This is a genomic window from Streptomyces sp. NPDC102514, from assembly GCF_055584525.1.
Map to the genome: position 1 here is coordinate 110,224 of NZ_JBVJLW010000014.1, position 17,855 is coordinate 128,078.

Annotated in this window: 9 protein-coding genes; 7 read left to right on the plus strand and 2 right to left on the minus strand. The window is 73.4% G+C overall.

Going from position 1 to position 17,855, the window contains the following annotated elements:
* Positions 1–18: 18 nt before the first annotated feature.
* The gene (locus tag ACZ60E_RS31250) at positions 19–741 is read right to left on the minus strand and encodes a FadR/GntR family transcriptional regulator (protein WP_453795492.1); all 723 of its coding nucleotides are present in this window, start codon (positions 739–741) and stop codon (positions 19–21) included.
* A 207-nt stretch (positions 742–948) separates the two neighbouring features.
* Between ACZ60E_RS31250 and ACZ60E_RS31255 the strand changes: the two genes are divergently transcribed.
* The 3 genes from ACZ60E_RS31255 (at position 949) to ACZ60E_RS31265 (ending at position 5,404) form a co-directional block, all read left to right on the plus strand.
* Positions 949–2,316, plus strand: a complete 1,368-nt coding sequence (locus ACZ60E_RS31255) for an SLC13 family permease (protein WP_469444772.1) — start codon at positions 949–951, stop codon at positions 2,314–2,316.
* Between the two features lie 111 nt (positions 2,317–2,427).
* Positions 2,428–3,921, plus strand: coding sequence for an acyl-CoA synthetase (locus ACZ60E_RS31260; RefSeq protein ID WP_469444773.1), 1,494 nt, complete (start codon positions 2,428–2,430; stop codon positions 3,919–3,921).
* Positions 3,914–5,404: a carboxyl transferase domain-containing protein gene (locus ACZ60E_RS31265; protein ID WP_469444775.1), complete on the plus strand. Its 1,491-nt coding sequence runs from the start codon at positions 3,914–3,916 to the stop codon at positions 5,402–5,404. Before ACZ60E_RS31260 ends, ACZ60E_RS31265 begins: the two co-directional genes overlap by 8 nt.
* Positions 5,405–5,434: 30 nt before the next feature.
* On the opposite strand, the gene ACZ60E_RS31270 is transcribed toward ACZ60E_RS31265, so the two are convergent.
* Positions 5,435–9,259, minus strand: coding sequence for a S8 family serine peptidase (locus tag ACZ60E_RS31270; RefSeq protein WP_469444777.1), 3,825 nt, complete (start codon positions 9,257–9,259; stop codon positions 5,435–5,437).
* A 238-nt stretch (positions 9,260–9,497) separates the two neighbouring features.
* Here ACZ60E_RS31270 and ACZ60E_RS31275 point away from each other — a divergent pair, with 238 nt between their 5' ends.
* The 4 genes from ACZ60E_RS31275 (at position 9,498) to ACZ60E_RS31290 (ending at position 17,793) form a co-directional block, all read left to right on the plus strand.
* A complete protein-coding gene (locus tag ACZ60E_RS31275; protein ID WP_469444779.1) occupies positions 9,498–9,878 on the plus strand; it encodes a CU044_2847 family protein in 381 nt (126 codons plus the stop codon).
* Positions 9,875–11,716 (plus strand): VMAP-C domain-containing protein, encoded by a 1,842-nt coding sequence (locus ACZ60E_RS31280; RefSeq protein WP_469444780.1) that lies wholly within the window; start codon positions 9,875–9,877, stop codon positions 11,714–11,716. Before ACZ60E_RS31275 ends, ACZ60E_RS31280 begins: the two co-directional genes overlap by 4 nt.
* A 61-nt stretch (positions 11,717–11,777) precedes the next feature.
* Entirely contained in the window at positions 11,778–12,818 is a 1,041-nt protein-coding gene (locus ACZ60E_RS31285) for an AAA family ATPase (protein ID WP_384808613.1), read from the plus strand.
* Positions 12,808–17,793 (plus strand): SAV_2336 N-terminal domain-related protein, encoded by a 4,986-nt coding sequence (locus ACZ60E_RS31290; protein WP_469444782.1) that lies wholly within the window; start codon positions 12,808–12,810, stop codon positions 17,791–17,793. The genes ACZ60E_RS31285 and ACZ60E_RS31290 overlap by 11 nt, the downstream gene beginning before the upstream one ends.
* Positions 17,794–17,855: the final 62 nt, after the last annotated feature.

Consider the following 17,855-nt stretch of genomic DNA (forward strand, 5'->3'; position numbering starts at 1 on the left):
CGATCCTAACCACGCCCGTCACGGCGTCTGCCGCTCGCTCTCCTCCGGGTCCCAGTCCAGCAGCCGTACCCTCGCCACCGTCTGGACGTGCCGTCGCATCGCCGCGGCGGCCCGCCCCGGCTGCTGGGCGACGATCGCGTCGAAGATCGCGCGGTGCTGGGTCAGGGACCGGGTCGGCCGGCCCGGCTGCCGCAGCGACTCATGGCGGCTCTCGGTGATCTGGTCGGAGATCGAGCGCATGAACTCCGCGAGGATCGTGCTGTGCCCGGCGGCCGTGACCGCCGCGTGGAAGAGCCGGTCGCCCTCCACCCCGTGGCCGCCCGCCGTGATCTCGGCCCGCATGTGCGCGAGGGCGGAGTCCATGGCGGTCACGTCCTCGTCGGTGCGGCGCTCGGCGGCCAGCTCCGCGAGCTTGGTCTCCAGGGCCTCGCGGGCGTCGAGCACGTCGGGCAACCGGCGCCGCCGGTCGACGAGTTGTTCCACCGGCTCGGCGTCGAGGGTGTCCCGGACGAGGTAGGTGCCGCCGCCGTGGCGGACCTCGACCAGGCCCTGGACCTCCAGGACCACTATGGCCTGCTTCACGGAGGCGCGGCTGACACCGAGTCTGGCCGCGAGGTCGCGTTCGGGCGGCAGCCGGTCACCGGCACCGAGGCCGCCCTCGGCGGCGTAGCTGCGCAGCCGGTCGAGGACCTGCTCGTACAGGCGCGGCTTGGACCCCATGGGCCGCAGTGCGTCGGTCATGTCCGGTCTTCCCCCTTACCTCTCGATCTGGTGGATGAGTGGCTGAGCCAATTTACGTCATCTCTCTTGACGCTCTCCACCACGGCCGCCCAATGTGGTTCAGCCACTTGGCCACTCAGCCAGTTGACCACCCCACGCACATCCCCCACCTCCCCCACCCCCCCCTCGGCCCCCCACTCGACAAGGGACCCAAAGACGGGAGCCCGTATGTCCGCCGAACTGATATCGATCCTCGTACTCGTCGTGGTGTTCGTCATCGCCACCACCCGCTCCATCAACATGGGCGCCCTCGCCTTCGCCGCCGCCTTCGGAGTGGGCGGACTCGTCGCCGACCTCGACGCCGACAAGATCTTCGCCGGTTTCCCCGGTGACCTCTTCGTGGTGCTCGTCGGCGTGACGTACCTTTTCGCGATCGCCCGCGCCAACGGCACGACCGACTGGCTGGTGCACGCCTCGATCCGGCTCGTGCGCGGGCGGGTCGTGCTGATCCCGTGGGTGATGTTCGTGCTGACCGGCGCGCTGACCGCGATCGGCGCGGTCAGTCCGGCGGCCGTCGCCATCGTGGCGCCGATCGCCCTGAGTTTCGCCGCGCGTTACTCCATCAGCCCGCTGCTGATGGGTGCGATGGTCGTGCACGGCGCGCAGGGCGGCGGTTTCTCGCCCATCAGCATCTACGGATCGATCGTCAACGGGATCGTCGAGCGCGAGGGCCTGCCCGGCAGCGAGATCGCCCTCTTCCTCGCCTCCCTCATCGTCAACCTGGTGATCGCCGCGATCGTGTTCGTGCTGTTCGGCGGCCTGAAGCTGAGCCGCGCCGAGACGATCGACCGTGACCGCGACCGGCAGAAGGCCGCGGCGGTGGCCGGAGGGCCGACCGGAGAAGCGACCGGGAGCGGGGCCGGAGACGGAGACGGAAGTGGAGGTGGGAGTGGGAGTGGGGACGTGGTGGCGCTGGACACCGACGACGACACCTCCCGGCTCAACCCCGCCCGGATCGCCACCCTCGCCGCGCTCGTCGCCCTCGTCGTCGCCGTGCTCGTCTTCGACCTGGACGCCGGACTCACCTCGATCACCCTCGCCGTCCTGCTCAGCACCGTCTGGGCCGAGGACAGCCGCAACGCCGTCAGCCAGATCGCCTGGCCGACGGTCCTGCTGATCTGCGGTGTGCTGACGTACGTCGGAGTCCTCGACGAGATGGGCACGATCGACTGGGCGGGCGAGGGCGTCAGCGACATCGGTGTCCCGCTGCTCTCGGCCGTACTGCTCTGCTACATCGGCGCGCTGGTCTCCGCGTTCGCCTCCTCCGTCGGCATCATGGGAGCGCTGATCCCGCTGGCGGTGCCGTTCCTGGCGCAGGGCGAGATCGGCGCGATCGGCATGGTCGCGGCGCTCGCGGTGTCGGCGACCGTGGTGGACGTGAGCCCGTTCTCGACGAACGGCGCCCTGGTCCTCGCCGCGGCACCCGGTGTCGACCGGGAGCGTTTCTTCCGGCAGCTGATGATGTACGGAGGGATCGTGGTGGCCGTGGTCCCCGCCGTGGTGTGGCTCGCGCTGGTGGTACCCGACTGGGGGTGACACCGGCCCGCCCACCGCGTCCGGCACCCTGATACGAACGAGAACGAACGACAACGGACGACAACGAGAACGACCGAGCACCGACGCCCGACGAGCAAGGAGTACGCACGCGTGTCCCCTCTCTTCCCGGCCCTGACCGAGGCACTGGCGGACCCGGACGGCACCGCCGCGCACCGGTCGGCCCTGCGTTTCGGCGACCGCTCCCTGACCTACGGCGAACTCGCGGCGACCGCCGCCCCGCTGGCCGCCCGCGTCGGGGAGGCGGGCCGGATCGCCGTATGGGCCACGCCCACCCTGGAGACGGCGGTCGCCGTGGTCGCCGCGCTGCTGGCCGGTGTCCCCGCCGTGCCGCTCAACCCGAAGTCGGGCGGCAGCGAGCTGGGGCACATCGTGGCGGACAGCGCGCCGGCCCTCGTACTCGCCGCCCCGGACGACCGACTCCCCGACGCCCTGGCCTCCTTGGCGCGCGTCGACGTCGACATCGACGCACGGGCGACCGGCCCGGCCTCGTCGGCCCTCGCCCCGGACACGGACCACCTCGCCGACGAGCTGCCCGCCCTCGTCGTCTACACCTCCGGCACGACCGGCCCCCCGAAGGGTGCCGTCATCCCGCGCCGGGCCGTCGCCACCACCCTGGACGCCCTCGCGGACGCCTGGCAGTGGACCGGCGACGACGTCCTCGTGCACGGCCTGCCCCTCTTCCATGTGCACGGCCTGATCCTGGGCATCCTCGGCCCACTGCGCCGCGGCGGATCCGTACGGCACCTCGGCCGCTTCGAAACGGCGGGCGTGACACGGGAGTTGACCGACGGCGCCACCATGCTGTTCGGGGTGCCGACGATGTACCACCGGATCGCGGAGTCCCTGCCCGACGACCCGGCGCTCGCGAAGGCGCTGGGGCGGGCACGCCTGCTCGTGTCCGGCTCGGCGGCCCTGCCGGTGCACGACCACGAGCGGATCGCGGAGGCGACGGGCCGGCGGGTCATCGAGCGGTACGGGATGACCGAGACGCTCATGAACACCAGCGTCCGCGCCGACGGCGAGCCCCGCGCGGGCACGGTCGGCGTACCGCTGCCGGGCGTCGAACTGCGGCTGACGGAGGAGGACGGCAGGACGGTCCTGGAGGCGTACGACGGGGAGAGCGTGGGCGAGATCCAGGTCAGGGGCCCGAACCTCTTCACCGAGTATCTGAACCGGCCCGACGCGACGGCGGCGGCCTTCACCGAGGACGGCTGGTTCCGCACCGGTGACATGGCGGTGCGCGACCCCGACGGGTACGTACGCATCGTCGGCCGCAAGGCCACCGACCTCATCAAGAGCGGCGGTTACAAGATCGGGGCGGGCGAGATCGAGAACGCCCTCATCGAGCACCCGGGCGTACGGGAGGCCGCGGTCACGGGCGAACCCGACGCCGACCTCGGCGAGCGGATCGTGGCGTGGATCGTGCCCGCCGACGCCCAAAGCCCCCCGTCCGCATCCGAGTTGGCGGACCATGTGGCCGACCGTCTCGCGCCGCACAAGCGTCCCCGCGTCGTCCACTACCTCGCCGCCCTGCCCCGCAACGACATGGGCAAGATCATGAAGCGCGCGCTGGCCCATGACTGAGGCCGCCGCGGTCCACGGCTCCCGCCGGTTCACGGCCCGCGAGGCGATCGCCCTGGTCGGCACCGGCTTCACCGACCTCGCACCCCCCACCCCACGGGGCTCGTACGGGCCGGACGGCCCCCTGTCCTGGCAGGGGTACGACGCCTCGCGCGCGCGGGCCGCGGACCGCACCGGCGAGGAGGAGTCCGTCGTCTGCGGCACCGCCACCGTCGAGGGCGAGGACGGCCGTACGACCCCGGCGGTGCTGATCTCCTTCGAGTTCGGGTTCCTCGGTGGCTCGCTGGGCGAGCGCACGGGCGACCGGCTGGAGGCCGCGCACACCTACGCCCGCGCACACCGCCTCCCGGTCGTCTCCCTCGTCGCGACGGGCGGCAGCCGGATGCAGGAGGGCATGCGCGCACTGGTCCAACTCCACCGGGTGGCACGGCAGTCGGTGCTCACGCGGGCGGCCGGCCTCCCTCAGATCGCCGTACTGCGCGACCCCACGACGGGCGGCGGCTGGGCCACCCTGGGCGCGGGCGCCGATGTGATCCTCGCGCTGCCCGGCACACAGGTGGGCTTCGCGGGCTCGCGGGTCCGGCCCCCCGACGCGGACCCGGCCGCCTACACGGCCGAGGCGCAACTCACGGCGGGAGCGGTCGACGCGGTGGTGCCCGAGCGGGAGCTGCCGAAGGCGCTGGCGCTCTGGCTGCGGCTGCTGACCGACCCGTCGCCGGACCTCCCGACGACGGACCCCGTGCCGCCGCCCCCGGCGCTGGGCGACGCCGGTCTCCCGGCCACCGGCTGGGATGCCGTACGCGCTGCCCGTGCCCCGCAACGGCCGCACGCCGAGGCCTATTTGGACGCCTGCTTCACCCGGCGCGCGGCGATCAGCGGTGACCGTTGCGGCGGCACCGACGAGGGCATGCTCTGCGGTTTCGGCATCCGGGCGGAGGACGGCCGTACGGTCGCGTACGCGGCCCAGACCGGCACCGCCACGCTCCCCGCCGGCTATCGCACCGCCGCCCGGCTGATCCGGCTCGCGGACCGGCTCCGTATCCCCGTGCTGACCCTGGTGGACACCCCGGGCGCCGCCAACGGCGCGGAGGCGGAACGGCAGGGCGCGGGGGCGGCGATCGCGGAGCTGTTCGCCGCGGTGGCGGCGGCGGAGACCCCGGTGACCACGCTGCTGATCGGGGAGGGCGGCTCGGGCGGGGCCCTGGCCCTCGCCGCCCCCGGCAACACGTGGGCCACGCCCGACAGTTACTTCTCCGTCATCGCCCCCGAACTCGCGGCCGCCATCCTCAAGCGCCCGGCCGAGGAGGTACGGGCCACGGCCGACCAACTCCGCATCCGTCCACAGGACTTGGTGGAGCTGGGTGTGGTGCGGGGCGTTGTGGTGCGGGGCGTTGTGGAGCGGGGCGTTGTGGAGCGGGGCGTTGTGGAGCGGGGCGTTGTGGAGCGGGGCGTTGTGGAGCGGGGCGTTGTGGAGCGGGGGCGGTGAGTCGCGGCCCACCGCACGCCCAGCGCCCGTCTACCGCACGCCCACCGCCCGGATGATCTCCTGGGTCACGGAGCCGCCGCGGTCGTCGGCGGCCGAGGCCCGCAGTGACATGTAGGTGGCGCCGCGTGGCACGGTCGGCGTGCCCTGCCAGGTGTCGGTGCCGGTTTCCAGCAGGCTGATCTTTTGCCATGACGTGCCGTCGTCGTACGAGACTTCGAGGGTTGCTCTGCCGAGGGTTCCAGGGCCGGGGGACGGATCGTCGGTTGTCGGGTGCGGGTCGAGTCGGGCTGGGCGCGCAGTTCCCCGCGCCCCTCGGGGGCTGCGCCCCCTGAGGGATTCCGTGGCCCCCGGCACGTACGACGCGCTGATGGCCACAGGCAGCCGGCCACCCGCCCTTACGTTCCCCGTCAGGTCCGTGTCGAGGTCGAAGCCCAGGTTGATCAGGGGGAGGGTCGTCCAGCGGTTCTCAGGGGTGGCCGCCGATCTGAAGGTCCACTCGGAGTGGCCCTTCGTCGCGAGCTTCCAGCGGTCCGCGTCCAGGGTCGTGTCCGTGACGACGGTGTACGTGTGCTCGTCGGCGGGCGCGTCCCGGACGAACGCGGCGGAGCCGGTCCGCCGGTCGACCGGTTCCCCGTCGAGGTGGACCTCGGTGAACTGCGTCATGCCGCTGTTCTCGTCCCACACGTTGCCGAAGCCGGTGTGGTCGGGTCCGGAGTCGCCCCAGCCGGGGACGTTGAACTGCAGGGTCGAGCCGGAGCGCTGCTGCCCCCAGCCGAGCCCGGTGCCGAGCCAGGGGTGCCAGACCGGCCGGAACCAGTCGAGGTCCTGCCGCGTGCCCCCGCGGTGGCGGACGAGTCCGCTGCGCTCCTCCAGGTCCCCGGCGCCCACGTCGACGGACTCGTACCACAGCTGGCCGGGGCCCGTGGACACGTAGTCGGTCCGCTCGGCCGGGAAGTCGGCCCGCTCCTGGAAGCCGATCCCGACGGGGAACGCGTCATCGGTGAGCAAGTACCGGAACTCACTGCCCGAGACGGGCTTCACCGCATGGAACTTCGTGTTCAGCACGGCGAGTTGGCGGTACGACGGCTCATAGGTGAGGTCACGCGCCGGGATGCTCCCCTCGTGCCCTTCCGAAAGGTCGTACGTGTAGGGCGTGTTGCGTGTCCCGTTCATCCCGGCCCGCCCCGCCGAGCGGAGTCGCGCCGCGTCCGCCGCGTTCAGGGTGGCGATCTGGATCGGCCGGTCCGTGTTGTCGTCGGTGCCGAACCAGGCGTTGAGGCGGCCCGGTACGTCGTCCGTCACGAACAGCGCCGCGGCGCCCGCGTCCTGGGCCGCCTGAGCGATCTCCGACGGCACCGCACCCTCCTCCATCCGGACGAGCACGGCCTTGCCCCGCACGTCCTTTCCGCCGTATCCCCCGACCTCGGAGCCCGTGTCACCGGAGCGCGTGTCACCGGAGCCCGTGTCGCCGCTGCCGACATCGACGAGCGGGAGCGTGCGGCGGCCCTCGACGAGCATGCCCCCGGGCTGGACCACCGCCTCCCCGACGCCCTTCACCTCCAGCAGCGGCTTCCCGAGCCGCCATACGGTCCGGTACTCGAAGCTGCCCTGTGTCACCTTCGCCGTGGGCGCCGCGAAGACGCTGTCGTACTGGAGCGGCACCTGGACGGCCCCGAACAGGTCCGCGCCGTTCGCCGCCCGGTCGTACTCCATGAGCAGCTGCCGGGTCTCGGTTCGCCGGTCGACATGGGCCGCGATCTCCCTCAACCGGCGCCCGTCGAGCGTGACTTCGCGGTCGCGGTCGAGTGCGATCTCGGGTGCCGCGAGGAAGCCGAGCCCGAGCGAGTCGGCGCCACGGCTGCCCCGCACGTCGAGGAAGGTGTTCAGGCTGTACGTGCCCGGCCGGAGCCTCAGTTCGACCGTGCCGGTGTCACCGACGTGCTCCGGGAACGGGTCGACACCCTCGGCGAGCCGCTGCACCACGAGGTCGGCCGCGGTGACGCCGCCGTCCCGGTCCCTGACGTGCACGGTGAGGGTGTACCGCTCCTCCTCCTTGACCAGCCCGAAGGCGGTGTGCGCGACGGGCGTGCCGTCCGCCGCCGAGGCCACGATCCGCCCGCTGGTATTGCCGACCGGCGCCTTGCCGCCGTCCCCGGTCACGGTCGTGGTGGCGGTCCCGTGCGCGGGCACGGTCAGCGTGGAGTCGGCGAGCGTCGCGACCCCCTCGGGTGCGCCGGACACGGTCAGTCTCAACTCGGCAGGCCGGTCCCCGGAGTTGGAGTAGGTGAGAGTCCTGGTCACCGGCTCGTTCGACGCGTAGGGCCAGCGGTAGTAGCCCAGATCGGCGCTTCCGGTGGCCGTGACCTCGGCCTTCACCGCCTCGGGCACGCTCACTCGTCCGGCGCCCAACACGTATGCGGACGCGTCGAGTTGCCTGGACGTCGACATCAGCGCGTCCTTGAGTCGGCCGCCGGTCCAGTCGGGGTGCCGCTCGGCGAGGAGGGCGGCCACGCCCGCGACATGGGGTGTCGCCATCGACGTACCGCTCATGGCCGTGTAGTCGCCGCTGCCCGCGGAGAGCCGGGAGCGGGCGGCGAGGATGTCGACGCCCGGGGCGGACAGATCGGGTTTGAGGGCGTTGTCGCCGTGGCGGGGGCCCGCGCTGGTGAAGTACGCGGCCCGGTCCGCGGAGTCGACCGCGCCGACCGTCAGCGCGGAGTCGGCGGCGCCGGGCGAGCCGATGGACGAGGGGGCGCCGGTGTTGCCCGCGGCGACGACGAAGAGCGCGCCGGTCTCCGCGGTGAGGGTCTCGACGGCCCGGGCCATGGGGTCGGTGCCGTCGCTGGGCTCGGTCGAGCCGAGACTCATGGAGACGACCGTGGCGCCGACGTCCCGCGCGGCCCACTCCATGCCCGCGATGATCTGCGACTCGCTGCCCGAGCCCTGGTCGCCGAGCACCTTCCCGACGGCGAGCGTGGCGCCGGGCGCGACGCCCTTCTCCTTGCCGTCGGACGCGGCGCCGCTGCCGCCGACGGTCGAAGTGACGTGCGTGCCATGGCCGTTGCGGTCGGCCACCTCTTCACCCTCGACGAAACTCTTCGTCACGGAGACCCGCCCGGCGAGATCGGGATGGCCGACGTCCACCCCCGTGTCCAGTACCGCCACGGTGACGCCCTTGCCGGTCAGCCCCGCCTCCCAGGCCTCGGGCGTACCGATCTGCGCGTTGCTTTCGGCCATCTCCGCCCGGACCCGCCCGTCGAGCCAGACCTTGTCGATCCCGTCCGCGTCGATCCTGCCCGTGTCGCTCCCGTCCGCGTCGATCCCGTCCTGCCGGGTGAGGGCCCGCCAGAACGTCCGCCCCTTGTCGGCCGCGACGGCGGCCCCGCGGATGCTCGGCAGCCCACGCGTCCGCTCGGCCCCGCGCGGAGTCACCACCCGCGCACCCTTCCCGTACGTGACGATCAGCGGCAGCTCGTCCGTCCTCCGGTCGGTCAGCCCCTGGCGTATCAGCTCGCCCACGTCGAACAGCCGCCGGTCGAGGGTGCCCGCCCGCAGATACGGCAGCGCCTCGTCCGGTACGACGGTCAGGTCGCCGTTCGCCGTCTGTGTACGGACCGCGCCACTCGCCCCCTCCGCCCGCTCGACGGTCACCGTCTTCCTGCCGCCGCCGAGTTCGGTGACGGTGACCAGGTCGCCGGTGACGAGGGTGACGGTGTGGGCGGCGGACGCGGCGCGGGTGCGGGGCCGGGCGTCGGTGTCCTGCGCGTCGGCCCCGGCCCCGTCGGCCGGAAGGAGGGCGAACACGAGTCCGGCCGCCGCGAGCGCCATCCCGTGCCTGGCGGAACCTCTGATCATCGGTGCCCCTCTTCTCGACGCGTCGACGCTGCTGCGAGCCAAGCCGGTGTCAGGGTGCTGCGAAGAGTGTCGGGGGGCCGGTGGTGCGGTGGCGCCGACGGAACCTGGCGGGAAGCTGCCCTGGCGGTTTTCCGCCACCGGAACGGTGAACGACCGGTGGAAACCGCGACAGCGGCAAGTACCGTCCGTGACAATGAAGGCGGTCAGCAGTGACGGACTACGGGGGTTGTGCGGCGCCATGGACGGATTAGTGGAGTTCAAGACCGACGACGGGACCCTTGTCGTCGTCGAGGGAGCCGAGGACGAGTCGGGTTCCCGCCTGGTGGCCCGGGGCGACGGAACGGTCGCCGCGACCCGCACCTTCGAGGGCTCACTGGAGGGGGTACGGGCCGCCGCCGGCGCCGCGCTCCGCGTCTTCAGGGACGGTTCGCTGAAGCCCGACTCCGTGGAGATCGAGTTCGGCGTCAAACTCACGGCGGAGGCGGGCGCGTTGATCGCCAAGAGTGCCGTCGAGGGCCACCTCGTGGTCAAGCTCTCCTGGTCGCCCGAACGGCCGGACGGCCCCCCGGCGGCCTCCCCCGCCTCCCTCACTTCTCCGGAGACCACCCCGCGCCCATGAGCAGCGCTTCCTGGCACGCGAGAATCAGCTGCGGGCGGGACACCGGTGCCGGTTTCCTCGTCACCGAGCAGCACGTTCTGACCTGCGCCCATGTCGTGGCGCGCAGCGACACCGAGACGGTCGCGGTGTCCTTCGCGCACGGTGGCTACGAGCAGGTCCCCGCCCGGGTGGTCGCGCACGGCGGCTGGGACGGCCACGAGAGCGACCCGGGCGACCTGGCCGTACTGGAGCTGGACCGGCCGGTGCCGATGAAGCCCGCGGAGTTCGCGACACCCGCCGACGCGTACGGCGATCCCCCGCGCAGGCTTCTCGCCTACGGCTTCCCCAAGCGGTACGACGAGGGGACGCTCGCCGAATACCGGGCCACCGCCCAGCAGTTGATTGCGGGCGAGTGGGTCCAGCTGGAGTCGTGGGCCGCGCACGGGCAGCCGCTCGCACCGGGGTTCAGCGGCGCCGCCGTGACCCTCGCGGACACCGGCCGGGTCGTGGGCATGGTCTCGGCCGCCGCCCGCAGCCCCGAGATCCGCAACGGCCGCATGCTCCCGGCCCAGATCATGGCCCGCTACTGGCCCCGCCTGGCAGACCTGATCCCCACCCCGACCCACGACCAGCACCAGAAAAAAACCCTGAGACACCTACTGGAACAACTGGAGCCCCCCGCACCCCAAGCTCAGGCAGGGGCGCAGCCCCGCCTGCCAGGGGCGCGGGGAACTGCGCGACAAGCCCCCACCGGCCCGCAGCCGCAATACACCCACTCCCCGGAACGGCTGTACCAAGAGGCCGTGGGCCCCCTGGGCCCCCCACTCCCACCCCACGGCTTCACCTCCCTGTGGGACGCAGCCTGGTACCTCCTCTCCGAGGTACAGGACCCGGAAGCGATCACCCGCTTCACCACCCGCCTCGCCGACTTCATCGACGACACCCCCACCCGCACAGCCCTGCGCGCCTGGCCGGCAGCCCCCCAGCCCCACCACCCCGCCCCGCCCGCCCCCGCAGGTCCCGCAGGTCCCGCAGGGCCCGCACATTCCTGGTCCCCGATCCTCGTGGAGATCGCCCCCAGCGGCTCAGGCGACGGAGCCTTCCTCGTGGAGGTGTCCGCGTACAACGGAAGACACCGAAGGGTGGTGGGCTCGCGCCGCCTCCCCGTCGACCGCGTACGCCCGTACACGCTGGAGCGGATCGACGAGGCGTACCGCGAACTGCAAGTGGGCGCACGCGAACTGATCGCCTTCGTGCTGCCGCGCCGCTGGCTCAACACGGACGTCGCGCACTGGCAGCGCAGCGCGGACGACGACAGCCCGCTCGGCTCCTTCGCACCGCTGGTCGTGATGGACCTGGAGCGTCGGCGCAGCGGCGGCCTGCAGCACAAGCTCCGGCAGAAGTGGCAGTACCTGGACGAGCGGCCGACGGCCCGGCTGCACCGTATCGACTGCTGGTCGGTCGGCCAGGACCAGGTGAAGCTGACCATCGGGCTGCGCCGCGACGCGGACATGGTGGGTTTCGCCACGCCGCCGCGCGCGGACCGGGTCCGGCGGCTGTTCCAGGCGAGCCTGAACGCGGCGGTTCCGGTGATGCTGTGGCCGCGTACCGGCTGCCGGGGCGAGCACCGGTGCGGGGAGTCCGTCGACTGCCGGGGTTCGGAGTTCCTGGACCGTCTCGCCGCACATCTGGCGAACCTGCCGCCCCGCGAACTGCCGCGTCACATCCATGAGTTGCGGGAGACGGCGTACGCCTCCGACGCCCCGGAGCCGCATTGGGCGTACGACCTGGCCCTGCTCTGGGAGGACCCCGAATGCCTGCCTGACCCCACCGGCTACCTGCACAACCCGGTGGGCTAGGGCGTGTCCGTCCTGGCCCACCGAAGCCGCAACCGCACACCGGAACACGTTCGGAGAGATCATGTCCCTGTGGCCCGTCTACACGGGTGCGAGCGAGCCCCACGACGGCATCGCCGAGCTGCCCGCGCCGCCGCCCTGGCGCGACTTCGACGGCGGACCGGAGCTGGCGACGCCCGCCGAGGACGACGACGCCTCGGCCACGTCCCCGGACCGCCGGCACCGCGCCCGCACCTACCGCGCCACGGACCGCGCCGTACAGCTCGTCAACGCGGCCCTCTACCTGCGCAGGCCCCTGCTGGTGACGGGCCCGCCGGGCAGCGGCAAGTCGAGCCTGGCGTACGCCGTGGCGAGGGAGCTGCGGCTCGGCCCCGTCCTGCGCTGGAACGTCACCAGCCGCACCACGCTGCACGACGGGCTCTACCAGTACGACCCGCTGTCCCGCCTGTACGCGGCCGCACGCGACGCCCGCCCCGGCGGTGAGGCCCCACCGGACTCCGTCCTGCCGAAGGACAGCGAGCTGCAGGACCATCTGCGGCTCGGCCCGCTCGGCACGGCACTCCTCCCGTACGGCCGGCCGCGGGCCCTGCTGATCGACGAGATCGACAAGAGCGACCTGGACCTGCCGAACGACCTCCTCAACATTCTGGAGGAGGGCCAGTACGAGATCCCCGAGCTGGTCCGCTCGGCACGGCACACCCCCACGGCCGAGGTCATGATCGACGGCACGGACGAGCGGGTCGGGGTCTCACGCGGCCGGGTCCGCTGCCGGGCCTTCCCCTTCGTGGTCCTCACCAGCAACGGCGAGCGCGAGTTCCCGCCCGCCTTCCTCCGCCGCTGTGTCCGCCTCGAACTCCACCAGCCGCGCGCCGCGCACCTGGAGCACATCGTCCGCGCCCACCTGGGCGAACCCGACGAGAACGCCCGCGACCTGATCGAACGCTTCCTGTCCCGCGGGACCGAGGGCGAACTCGCCACGGACCAGCTGCTCAACGCGATCTACCTCACGGGCGTGGCGGGCCTCGACGCGTCGTCCCGCGACGAACTGGCGGAGCAGCTGATGCCGTATCTGAGCCGTTCGGGAGAGGAACCGGATGCGTTCTGACCGGGGCGCGGACGCGGACGAAGGCGGGAGCGCGGGCGCCGCGTTCCTCGCCGACGTACTGGCCCGGGCATCGGGCGCCCCGCACCCGACCTCGGTGGAACTGGCCGAACTCCTGTGGCTGGCAGCCCACATGCCATCCCCGGAGCCCACCACCCCACCCACGCCCGCACCCACCCCGGACGACCCGAGCCGCCCCACTCCCTCCACCCCCACCCACCCAAGGGGCGCGGGGAACGGCGCGCCCAGCCACGACGACCCCGCACCCGACCTCCCACCCCACACGACCCCACGCCCACCGGATGCCCTGGTCCCCCTTCGGCTGCCAGGCAGGCGCACCCCCGCAGCCGCCCCGCAGGGCCCGCGCCGGCACGGACGTCCGGAGGAGGCCCCGCCTCCGAACGGCCCGTACACGTCCCTCCTGGCCCCCGCACCCCCGATGCTCCCCCACCCCCTCAGACTGCAACGAGCCCTCCGCCCCCTCAAGCGGAGCGTCCCCGCGCCGGTCGGCAGGGAGCTGGACGAGGCGGCGACCGCCCACCGCATCGCCCGGCTCGGCGCCGCACCCCAGTGGTGGCTGCCCGTGCTGCGGCCCATGGCCGAGCGATGGCTGACGCTGCACCTCGTGCACGACACCGGTCCGACGATGCCCGTCTGGCGCCCGCTCGTCCGCGAACTGCACGCGGCACTGGTCCAGTCGGGCATCTTCCGCACGGTGGAACTGCACCGGCTGGAGGCCGACGGCACGGTACGCCGCCCCGGCTCGCAGGAGTCGTTCGCCGACGGTCGTACGGTCACCCTCCTGCTCAGCGACTGCATGGGCCCGCAGTGGCGGGACGGCCCGGCGGGGACCCGCTGGTACGGCACCCTGCGCCGCTGGTCGGCCCGGATGCCGGTCGCCCTGGTCCAGCCGTTGCCGGAGCGCCTGTGGCGCACGACGGCGCTGCCGGCCACGACCGCGCGGATCACCGCACCCGGACCGGCGGCGCCCAACTCGGCGTACGACGTGGACTCGTACGCGCTGGACCCGTACGCGCTTGAGGGTCTGCCGCGCGGTCTGCTGCCGCTGCCCGTGCTCGAAGCGTCGGCGCCCTGGCTGGGGAACTGGTCGTCCCTCGTGGCGGGCGGCGGCCGACTGCCGGGCGCCGTCGCCCTGTTGGGCTCCGGGCCGCCGCCCGCGCCGGTCGACGAGAGGGGCCGCAGCGATGTCGAGCGACTCTCCCCGGAGGAACTGCTGCTGCGCTTCCGCTCCCTCGCCTCGCCGGAGGCCTTCCGGCTGGCCGGTCATCTCGCGGTGGGGCCGGTGGAGTTGCCGGTCATGCGGCTGGTCCAGGCGGCGGTCGAGAAGAACCCGCGCCCGCAGCACCTGGCCGAGGTGATCCTCAGCGGCGCGCTCGTCGCGGTCCCGGGGACGGCCGGTTCGTACGTGTTCCGGCCGGGCGTACGGGAGCTGCTGCGACGCACCCTGCCGCGCTCGGCGTACGGCCGTACCTCCGAACTCCTGGCCCGGATAGGCGCGTTGATCGACGAGCGGGCCGGACTGTCGGCGGGCGAGTTCCGCGTGCTCGCCCCGGGCGGCGGGGGCCCCGGGGGCGGGCCGGCCGCGGGCGAACCGTTCGCGGCGGTACGGGAGGAGTCCGTACGACGGATGGGCGGCCCGCCCTCGAAGAGCGCCGCGGGGCTGGTGCTCGACAGGTACCGGCTCGTACGCCGCCTCGGTCTTGGCAAGCGCGTCATGGAGGCCCATGACACCCGGCTCGACCGGACGGTCGCGGTGCACCGGTACGTCGTCGCGCCGGAGCGGCGGCAGCGGTTCCTGGAGTCCGCGCGGGCCCTCGCGGGCGTGGAGCATCCGAATGTGCTCGCCGTGTACGACCACGGCGTCGAGGAGGGCACCGCGTATCTCGTCACGGAGTTCGTGGACGGGGTCACGCTGGCCGAACTCACCACCCATGGCGGCTTCCGGCTGCCCTTCGCGCTGCTGGCATCCCTGGCCCGGCAGGTCGCGCAGGGCCTAGAAGCGGTGCACGCACGCGGCCTGGCGCACGGCGAACTCACCCCCAATCAGCTGCTGTTCGCGCCGGACGGCACGGTCAGGATCGGCGGCTTCCCGCTGGGGCGGTCGGAGCGGCCCCGGGGTCTCGACGAGTCGCGGGACCTGCACGACTTCGGGCTCCTGCTGCGCGAGCTGGCCGGCGGCAGGACGTCGGAGGACCTGCCCGGCATCCCGGCCGAGCACCGGCGGCGGTTCGCCGACGCCTTCGCCCGACTGCTCTCGCCGGACACGGAGACCCAGCACCGCGGCAAGGACCTCTTCCTGACCCCCACCTTCGGTGCGGTGGTCGAGGCGGTCGCGGCGGACCGCCCCCGGTACCGGCTGCTCGGTCCCGTACGCGTCGGCCGCGGCGACCTCTCCCTGACCACCCACTCCCCCGAGGAACAGGCCCTGCTCTGCCGGCTGCTCCTGCGCAACGGCAGACCGGTCGCCGACGGCGAACTGGCCGAGGGACTGTGGGGGAACCGTCCCCCGCAGCACCCCGAACGCCTCCTGGCCACGTACGCCGCCGCCCTGCGCGGAACCCTGGGCCCCGGGCTCCTCGCCACCACCGCCGACGGCCACGCCCTGCACGCGGGGCTCGGCACCGTCGACGTGGAACAGTGCAAGACACTCGTCGCCGAAGCCGAGTCGCACCGGGAGAGCGGGGACCTGACGGCGGCCCGCGAGGCCGTCCGGCGCGCGCTCGGCCTCTGGTACGGCGATCCCCTCGACGGCGTCCCCGGCCCCGCCGCGCACGCGACCCGCGTCCGGCTGCGCGCCCTGCGCCTCACCCTCTGTGTCACGCGCGCCGAACTCGACCTGGAACTGGGCCGGTTCGAGCGCGCTGCCACCGACCTCGGCGAGCTGCTGCGCGACCACCCCGAGCGCGAGGACTTCCGGCGTCTGCACATGCTCGCCCTCAAGGGCCAGGGCCGCATCGCCGAGGCCATCGACTCGTACGAGGCGTACGAGGAGCTCCAGGACCGGCAGTTCGGCGAGCCGAACCTCACCCTCCTTGAGCTGTACCGCGAACTGCGCGCCGCCCCCGACGACAGCCGGCCGACCGTCACCATGGAGTTCACGGACTCCGGCGGCCACCGGGGCGCCCACAGCACGCTCTCCCACACCATGGCCTGGCTGCTCTCGCTGAGCGGTCTGACCTCCGACCAGTACGACATGCAGGCCGTCGACAACGGCTACCTCGTCCTCGTCGCCCCCGGGGCATCCGTCCTGGACGTGCTGAACGCGACCCTGCGCGATCTGCCGGACATACTCCTGGAGGTGCCGGACCCGCCCAGGATCCGGCTGACGTTCTGGCACACCGCGCGCCCTCCCCGTACCACCCCTCTGCCCTCTTCCCCGGAGCAGTCGGAGCCGTCGGACATCGCCGTGGTCGTCTCCCCCGTCCTCTACGAGGAACTGACGAGCGGTGACGTGCCGGTGGGCCCGGTCCACTTCCGGCCCCTGCGTCCGGGGGCGGGCGACGGTCCGCCCCTCGCCTGGTCCTGCCGCCTGGACATCCCGGACCGCGCTCCGGACCCGCCGCCCGGACAGCGCGACCTGGTGCGCGGCCCGTTCAGCACCCGCCGCCGGATGTCGATCCCCCTCCCCGAGCCCGGCCGCACCGCCGTGGTGTTCCAGCCCCCCGACGGCGCACCGGCCCTCTTCGACCCCGACGGGTTCGCCGGCACGCCCACCTCGGGGCCCCGCCTCACGTACTACGAGGTCGACCTCACCACGCAGCAGGCCGCCCACGAGTTGTCCCTGCCCGGTTCCGGCGGCGGCGCGTTCGCCGCGTCGGTCGAGTTGTCCTGGCACGTCGAGGACCCGGTGGCCTTCGTGCACGGCGAGACCGCCAACGTGTCCGAACGCCTTCTGGACCACCTGCTCAGGGAGGCGCGCCGCATCACGCGCCGCCACCCGCTCCGCCGGGCGGGCGCGGCCCAGCACGCCCTGCACAGCGGGCTGCGCAAGTGGCCGGTGCCGGGCCTCTCGGTGGCGTGCTCGATCCGCCTCATCCCGGAGGGCGAACCGCAACCGCCCACGGCCCCCCGCCCGGAAGCCGCTCCTCCGCACGGGACCGCGTCTCCACCCGGGTCCACCTCACCGGCCGAGACCGCACGACCGTCCGAGACCGCACAGCCGTCCGGATCCGCCGACCGACCGGAGCCCACACCCTCCGCGTCCTCCGCGACCGCCCGGCGGGCCGCCGCCGCGCGGCCGGAGGACGCCGCCGCGGCCCTGATGGAGAGCCCCTGCGTGCTCCTCGGGTTCGACGGGCCCCTCGTCCGGCTCTATACGAGTGACGCCGAGAAGCAGGTCACCAGGGAGCTCGCCGCGCTCCTCGCCGAGCTGCGGGACCCCGGGGCCGCGCTGCGGGGCGAACCGCTCTCCTCGCACGGCGGGCCCGCGCAGCCGCTGGAGGGGCGCTCCAACCCCCTCGACCTGCTGCGCGCCTTCGCGGACCATCCGCTGGGCGCGGACCTGCGCCGGCGGCTCAACCGGATCGAGGAGCGGGCCGTGTCGACCGCGGCGTCCACCCCGTTCTCGGACGCCCTGATCACCACGCTCAGCTCGCTCGGCCGACGTACCGCGGTCGTCGCGGACAACGCGCCCGGTGCCGTCTGGAAGTACCTGCACTCCCACGGCCGGCTGACCGGCCTGGTGACCGGTGGAGTGCACGGCCGCGCGGACGACCTCACCCTGCTGATGCCGGACCCCGACTGCCTCCTGCGCGCCCTGGACCACCTCGGCGTACCGGCGAAGGACGCCGTACTGGTCGGTTCGTCGGTCGCCGAACTGACCGCGGCGCAGGCGGCGGGCCTGCGCTTCCTCGGCTACACCCGCTCCGAGGGGCACAGGCAGCGCCTGGTCCGCGCGGGCTGCGGGGCGACCACGGCCTCGTGGGCCCCCCTCCTCCGGTCCCTCCCCCACACCTGAACCCCCTCCGGCGTCCGCGAAGACCACCCGTCCAGCCGCACCCCGCCCGGCCCACCCCGAAA